This is a genomic window from Modestobacter muralis, from assembly GCF_010682105.1.
Classification (GTDB): Bacteria; Actinomycetota; Actinomycetes; order Mycobacteriales; family Geodermatophilaceae; genus Modestobacter; species Modestobacter muralis.
On sequence record NZ_JAAGWH010000070.1, the window covers coordinates 1 to 6,493 of the forward strand.

The window sequence follows — 6,493 nt, forward strand, 5'->3', positions numbered from 1 at the left end:
CTCGCGGTGGGCTTGGCCGCCCGACGGGTGCTGCGCGCCCGCCCCAGCGCCGCCCGCATCGTCACCCGCATCTCCGGTGCGGCGATGATCGTCATCGCCGCCGTCCTGCTGACCGAGCAGCTGATCCAGCACCTGCACACCTGACCCTGCACACCTGAGCTCGGACACGGCAGGGCGAAGCTGGGTCCAGCAAGTGACCGCCCCAACGAGGCAGGAGATGAAGATCGCGTGGCCCACCCCACCGAGCACGACCGCACCCCGAACGCCAGCGAGGAGCCGGCGCCCTACAGCGCCAGCGCTCCCCTGCCGAGCACCACAGGACGGGTACGCACCCACCACTTGCAGCAGGCCAAGGACCAGGGCCGGAAGTTCACCATGCTCACCTGCTACGACGCCTCCACCGCGACGGTCTTCGACACCGTCGGCATCGACGTCCTACTGGTGGGTGACTCAGCTGCCGGGGTCGTCTACGGCTACCGCAACTCCTTGCCCGTCACGGTGGAGGAGCTGCTGCCGCTGGCTGGTGCCGTCGCCCGCACCGCACGCCGCGCGCTGGTGATGGCCGATCTGCCCTTCGGCTCCTACCAGGGCTCACCCGAGCAGGCCTACGCCACCGCGGTCCGCTTCATGAAGGAAGCCCAGGTCGCCGCGGTCAAGCTCGAGGGCGGTGCCCAGATGGCCCCGCAGATCCAGCGCCTGGTCGCTGGGGGCATCCCGGTGTGCGCGCACATCGGCTTCACCCCCCAGCACGAGCACGCCCTGGGCGGCTACCGCGTCCAGGGCCGCGGCGCTGACGCCGAACAGGTACTGGCCGATGCTCACGCCGTCCAGGACGCCGGCGCCTTCGCGGTCCTGCTGGAGATGGTCCCGGCCGACCTGGCCGCCCAGATCACCCACGAGCTGAACGTGCCCACCATCGGCATCGGAGCCGGAACCGGGACCGATGCGCAGGTCCTGGTCTGGCAGGACGCCTTCGGCCTGACCAGCGGTCGGCTGCCGCACTTCGTCAAGCAGTACGCCGACCTGAGCACCGTCTTGACCCAGGCAGCACGCGCCTACGCCGCAGACGTCCACACCGGCGTCTTCCCCGGCCCGGAGCACACGTTCTGACCCGACCTTCGTCGAGGGGTGATGCAGCTGCCACCACAGGCAAACCCCATCGTCCAAGCACGATCTACCGTTCATGCTGCGGAGCGCGTGCGCTCGGTCATCCCGCACTCCGAGCGCACCAGCGACGTCTCACCACCCCAGGGACTCGAGGCGGTGTGGGTGCAAAGGTCATCGCTTCTCTTCAAACCCATCCCAGGCTAGGGCCCACATCAGGAGGCCCGGCCGCCACATCGCGCTCACGCCGCTGGTCCAACGCGATCGACCTGCCAGGCAGCGCCGTCAGAACCGCGCCAGCTATCGCCGAAGGTCACAGCCGCCCAAGCGATGCGCGCCCAGGGCATGACGCTGATCCAGATCGCGGCCACCCTGGGCGTCGGCCGCAGCTCACTAGTGCGAGCCCTGGCTCAGGCGCCCGACAGCCCGGCCGGCGCAACGGAGCCCAGTGTGGGGCCTGCGCAGACGGCCCTGGAGCTACCGGAGTTCGACGATCGACCGGACGAGCCATCGCTCCTGCCGGCATCAACGATGCTGACCGATCTCGAGGTACAGCTACTGGGCCGGACCGTGCGTCGCGGCGGGGAGCCGCTCGAGGTCCTCACCTGGCCGGCCGGCTATTCCCCCGCCTGCCCGTCATGCGCCCATCCGACCACCGCGCTGGAGGAGCAGTACGCCCGCGTTGCCGGCATCCGGGAGCTCGTCATCGTCCCTCTCGCCCAGCCGTGTGGCTGCCTCGTCGACGGTCACGTCGCTGAGCTTCACGCAGACGTCCCGATGGATGCTGTGTCAGCTAACCGAGAGCATCAGGAGAACTCGCGCCACTCATAGGCGATGAGGACCACTCTCAACCCGCCGACGATTCGGAACTCGAAGTCAACAAACCGAGTCGAATCGCCTGACGATGCGGCAAGATCGACGAGTGAGCACCCTGAGCCCCCTCCCTACCTCAGCCAAGTCCACTCGTAAGCGCAAGGTGCTCACCTACGGAGCGACGGCACTGGTTGCCTTCGGAGTCGGTGCTGCCGGCGGTGGTGGCCAGGCTGAGCCGGTGGCCGCAGAACGGATCGAGGTGGCTGGACCGACCGTCACCATGACCGCGCCTGCCCCGGCCCCTGTAACGGTGACGCAGACGGCTCCTGCGCCTGCCCCGGCAACCGAAACGGTGACCGTTACCGAGACAGCCGAAGCTCCTGCCGCCGCCGCCGCACCTGCCCCCCGGACAAGCACTGCCATCCCGGTACCGACCCCTGCCGCTCCCCGCGAGGTGAGCTACGCCAACTGCACCGAGGTGAGGAATGCAGGCGCCGCTCCGATTCGCCGTGGCGAGCCGGGATACAGCAGCAAGCTGGATCGGGATGGGGACGGCATCGCCTGTGACACGTGACCGGGCCACGACAGCGCACCCGCAGCTGAAGGACAGCATCTGCCGAGTACGCCCGGAACGGATCATGACCCTGTGGCGAAGAGATCTCCGCTGACTCGCGCCCAACGGCGTGAGCAGCAGGGCGCCCTACCTACCGCTGGCGCGTACGGCATCGACGCCCAGGATGCGGGCGCAGACTCCTGGATCGGCCGCTACGTCATCCACGCCGAGTCCGCCGACGAGGCGAGAGCCCGAATCCGTGACGCGGGCTTCCACAAGCGGCAGCTCAGTGCGCACTGGAGCCCCACGCAGCAGCCTCCAGAGGAGTTGCCGACCGGCCTCGGGGCAGGTGACCGCCACTGGTACCGGAGCAGGTTCGACGACTCAGGCTGGACTACGTGGGAGCAGTTACCCGAGAACTACCGCCACCCCGCTCAAGGGCAGGCCGCCATCGACCCGACCAGTCGCTAAGCCGACCGCACTTGGCTGCTGGCCGGCGGCCCCGCAGATGGCACGATCGGTCAATGGACAGCTGGCCCTTCGCCAACTCACCAGACACCGGCGTCTTCACCACCTAGCCGGTACTCGATGGTGCACCAATCAAAGACGTCCACCATGACCAGGACGGCGACTGGCAGATCCTCTGCGGCACGACCCTGGATGAGGAGGACGGCCGCATCGTGGGCTTCGCGCACCTCGTGGACATGCATCCGTCGCTGACGTCCCTGGCAGACCTGCCGCGCGGATGGTCGGCCGGACAGTGCGATGACCCCGAACGCGACGAGTGGCACCGCCGCCCCATCAGCAAGCGCGCCCGGATGCGTGCCTGGGTGCGCCGCGCCTGACCGAGCACAGCAGGGAATCGCGCCTGCGCGGCAAGGGTGGGTAGGGCACGGAAGTGTGCTGCGGACTTCGCGGCCGGGCAGCGCGGTGGGATCACGGGCAGTACCTTGAGGCGGCGCTGACCGCGTCGTCGGTCGGGCTTGCTGACACGGGGGCGCGGTGGGACAGGGCGACTGGGTCGACGTGTCGGCTGTCCGGCGCGAGGTTGACCCCGCCATCTACAGCGTTCTGCAAGACCTGGAAGCGGCCAACTGGAGGCTGCGCCGACAGGGCCACAAGTTCGGGCTGTACTGCCCGTGCGGCGAGGGCGGGACTTGGATCCGCGTCGATGGGACGCCCCGCAACCCGGCCGGGCAGGCGCGCAGGATCAAGCGCCAGGCCGCCCTCTGTCCCGACCGGCATGAGCTCATCCATGGGGGTGTTTCAAGTTGACAACACCCCTAGCCGATGGATTACTGGTGACCCGCCGGGGAGGACAAGAGTGACGACGTACGAGTTCACCTTCGAGACGGATCTGATCGAGGAGCACCTGCAGGACAAGATCGATGACCAGTTCGATGCGCTGGTCAGCAGTCAGGGGCAGACTTTCTTCGTCACCCTCGAGGCTGACGGCCCCAACGCCGTCACAGCGGCATCGGCCAGCGCCACTGCGCTAGAGGCATTGGGCATCCACGTCCGACGCGTGACCGAGGACCTTGTGTCACGGAATGACATCGCCGAGCGCGCCGGCAAGACGCCGCAGGCCGTCGGCGCTTGGGTGCGAGGTGATCGTCAGCGCCAGGCGGCGGTCGCCTTCCCAGCGCCCTACAACTATGTCGCGGGTGGCGTGTGGCTCTGGAGCGAAGTCAACGAGTGGCTGGCGCAGGTCCATCCGGAGGCCGCGGACGACGTTAGCTACCTGGCGCGTGAGGACTACGCCGCCATCAACTACATGCTCAACACTCGGCGGACCATCACGACCAGGGCCGTCGCCGACGTCGCCTGGACCGGGCAGGGCTACTGGAACGATGCGATCGCAACGAAGCATGTAGTCATGGCGCATCGCATGTCGCCGGCCCAAGGCAAGGTGTGGGGCGAGCACTTCCGTAAGGCCGCCGTCGACGAGTCCTGGGACTCGTACACCCTCGCCGGATGAGCGACCAGGAACTCCGCACCATCACTCACGTGCGTGATCTTGTGGAGCTCGCGAGTCTGAGCGACGTCGTCTTCTACCAACTCTCGGGTGAGCGCGTTGAGGAAGACGAGGACGCTGCGGGCGGCGAGGCGCACGAAGCAGCGCACGAGGAGGACGCGCCCCTTGAGGTGCTTGCGCGACACGACGCGGAGCGAATTCAGGTGCGCGTCCGGTGCGAAGCTTTGTCTCGGCAAGGTCGCTTCGTTGCGGACGTTGCTGCAGAGTTCGCCCTCGCCGAGCCTGTAGCGATCGAGGGAGCTGTTCTCCGTGAGTTTGTCGAGCGCGTCGGCGTGATGGCCGCATACCCCTTCGTGCGTGAAGGTCTACACAGCACAGCGTCGAAACTTCGGGTGCAGGCGCCACTGCTTCAACTTCTTCGGGCAAATCAGATCAGCCTTACTCCTAACCAGGACTAGTTTCGCTTTGTCGGCGCCTTCCGCTACGGTTCTCCGCAATTAGCTCGACGGCGTCCGCGAGTAGTCAATGATTTAGACGCCGACTAGCTGGACGAAGAGGCCAGCAATGTGCCCATGACTGACCCCTGACTGGTCGGCGAGAATTACTGGACAGAGCTCATCACAGTCGTCCATTGGTCCTGAGTCGGGAACCCTGAGCCCGCTCCCCGTTCCTGCGTCCCTTACGGGCGCAGCTGCTGCTCCGTGCCACGAAGAACCGTGTCTAGGAGCGACTCGGTGCCGTGCCACCGAGCTACGGCCGCTGAGATCGCGTACTGCCACCTCTCGACGAAACGAACGTCGCTGCCTTCGACGGACTCAACCTCGCCCACCGGCACCTGCACGTCCTTCCAGGTCGCCCACATCGCCACCCGATCAACGACCTGACCACGCCAGCGCACGTCGGCGAACTTCGTGGTGACGACCCAACCGTGCCGTTCGGCCCAATCGAAGCGACTCCGCTCGAAGTCCTCGTAGTAGGCAGGCAGTCCATAAGCGACCGTCAGGTCGACATCGGGGCAAAAGACGAGCAAGTCGGTGAAGTTACGGGCGTACCAACTTTCGACCTGACCCTGGTCGCCTGTTACCTCGACGTTGACAAAAGCCGGGCCCACCGGCGCTCCACCTATCCCCCACCCGGGGATGCGGTTCCAGTCTTCGGCCGAGGACTCGGCCAGCATCTTGCGGATTTCGCTCAGAGAAGTCACCAGGTGATGATGCCCGAGACACCCAACTATCACACTGATTTAAGTCGACGGATGCGACCGCTAGCTGGCAGCTAGATCCATCAGCAGCAAGGGGATCAGCATATCGGCATCAACATGGTTCCGCTGACCGCCGATCGGGACGAGAATTCCGTCCGGCAACTTTGGGGTGAACAAGGAGAAGAAGTTTCCCGCGATGCCAGCGGTGGCTGCGGCGCCGTCGACGAGGACGAGGACGACCGGTGTCCCCCTCGACGCATGAGCGCTGGAAACGAGCAGATGTTCCGGTGTCCGCGAGACCGCTGAGCTCGCCAGCCAACACAGGCCCTTCAACACCATCAAGTGCTCGATCCCTGCGGCCGATGGATGATGAGGAGGACCCGCGTCCCCGAGGTGCTGGAATCATCTCGGGAGCGCGGGTCCTCTTGACCAGCTAGCGAGCGGCTACGCCGCCTGCGCTAGCCCTCGATCAAAGCATGGCGCACTCCTCACACCGCGGCTTGTTGCCCGTGCCGTCGCGCCGGTTCTCCTTCTCGATGTTGTTCCCCGTGTTGCAGCTCGTGTTGTCGTGGTGCACGAACTGCTTGATCGAGTGCCAGGGGCTCTTGCGCACCTGACCCTCCTCTCGTTGACCGGTGGGCATTGGAGACGCGGCGCCGGTCCTCCACCGCGTCGAACACATGTTCACATGTGAATCTGACCATGTTGATCCGACACGCCGGTATGTGCTTGCTACTTGCGCTCATTACTGAGCCGGTCGCATCGACGTAGCTGAGCGTGAACACCGGCTTGGATCGGGAGCGCCGCCCAGCGAGTGACCCAGACCAGCAGATAAAGGACGTTATCT

General features: G+C 66.2%; 9 protein-coding genes. 6 read left to right on the forward strand and 3 right to left on the reverse strand.

Annotated features, from left to right (window positions below; all coding sequences use genetic code 11):
* Positions 1–228: 228 nt before the first annotated feature.
* From panB to GCU67_RS20980, 6 genes are all read left to right on the forward strand, one after another.
* Positions 229–1,110: a 3-methyl-2-oxobutanoate hydroxymethyltransferase gene (panB, locus tag GCU67_RS20955; RefSeq protein ID WP_163613430.1), complete on the forward strand. Its 882-nt coding sequence runs from the start codon at positions 229–231 to the stop codon at positions 1,108–1,110.
* A gap of 339 nt (positions 1,111–1,449) precedes the next feature.
* Positions 1,450–1,935 (forward strand): hypothetical protein, encoded by a 486-nt coding sequence (locus GCU67_RS20960; RefSeq protein WP_163613432.1) that lies wholly within the window; start codon positions 1,450–1,452, stop codon positions 1,933–1,935.
* 262 nt (positions 1,936–2,197) lie between these two features.
* On the forward strand, positions 2,198–2,491 hold the full coding sequence (locus GCU67_RS22215; protein WP_246215492.1) for an excalibur calcium-binding domain-containing protein: 294 nt from the start codon (positions 2,198–2,200) through the stop codon (positions 2,489–2,491).
* 659 nt (positions 2,492–3,150) lie between these two features.
* Entirely contained in the window at positions 3,151–3,315 is a 165-nt protein-coding gene (locus tag GCU67_RS21505) for a hypothetical protein (protein ID WP_211661838.1), read from the forward strand.
* A gap of 479 nt (positions 3,316–3,794) precedes the next feature.
* Positions 3,795–4,448 carry an XRE family transcriptional regulator gene (locus tag GCU67_RS20975; RefSeq protein ID WP_163613438.1) on the forward strand — a complete coding sequence of 218 codons (654 nt, stop codon included), beginning with the start codon at positions 3,795–3,797 and terminating at the stop codon, positions 4,446–4,448.
* Entirely contained in the window at positions 4,445–4,903 is a 459-nt protein-coding gene (locus GCU67_RS20980) for a hypothetical protein (protein WP_163613440.1), read from the forward strand. The genes GCU67_RS20975 and GCU67_RS20980 overlap by 4 nt, the downstream gene beginning before the upstream one ends.
* Positions 4,904–5,124: 221 nt before the next feature.
* Here GCU67_RS20980 and GCU67_RS20985 read toward each other — a convergent pair whose 3' ends face one another.
* The 3 genes from GCU67_RS20985 to GCU67_RS20995 form a co-directional block, all read right to left on the reverse strand.
* Positions 5,125–5,649 (reverse strand): hypothetical protein, encoded by a 525-nt coding sequence (locus GCU67_RS20985; RefSeq protein WP_163613441.1) that lies wholly within the window; start codon positions 5,647–5,649, stop codon positions 5,125–5,127.
* A gap of 60 nt (positions 5,650–5,709) precedes the next feature.
* Positions 5,710–5,988, reverse strand: coding sequence for a hypothetical protein (locus tag GCU67_RS20990; protein ID WP_211661839.1), 279 nt, complete (start codon positions 5,986–5,988; stop codon positions 5,710–5,712).
* Positions 5,989–6,115: 127 nt separating this feature from the next.
* Entirely contained in the window at positions 6,116–6,259 is a 144-nt protein-coding gene (locus tag GCU67_RS20995) for a hypothetical protein (RefSeq protein ID WP_163613429.1), read from the reverse strand.
* Positions 6,260–6,493: the final 234 nt, after the last annotated feature.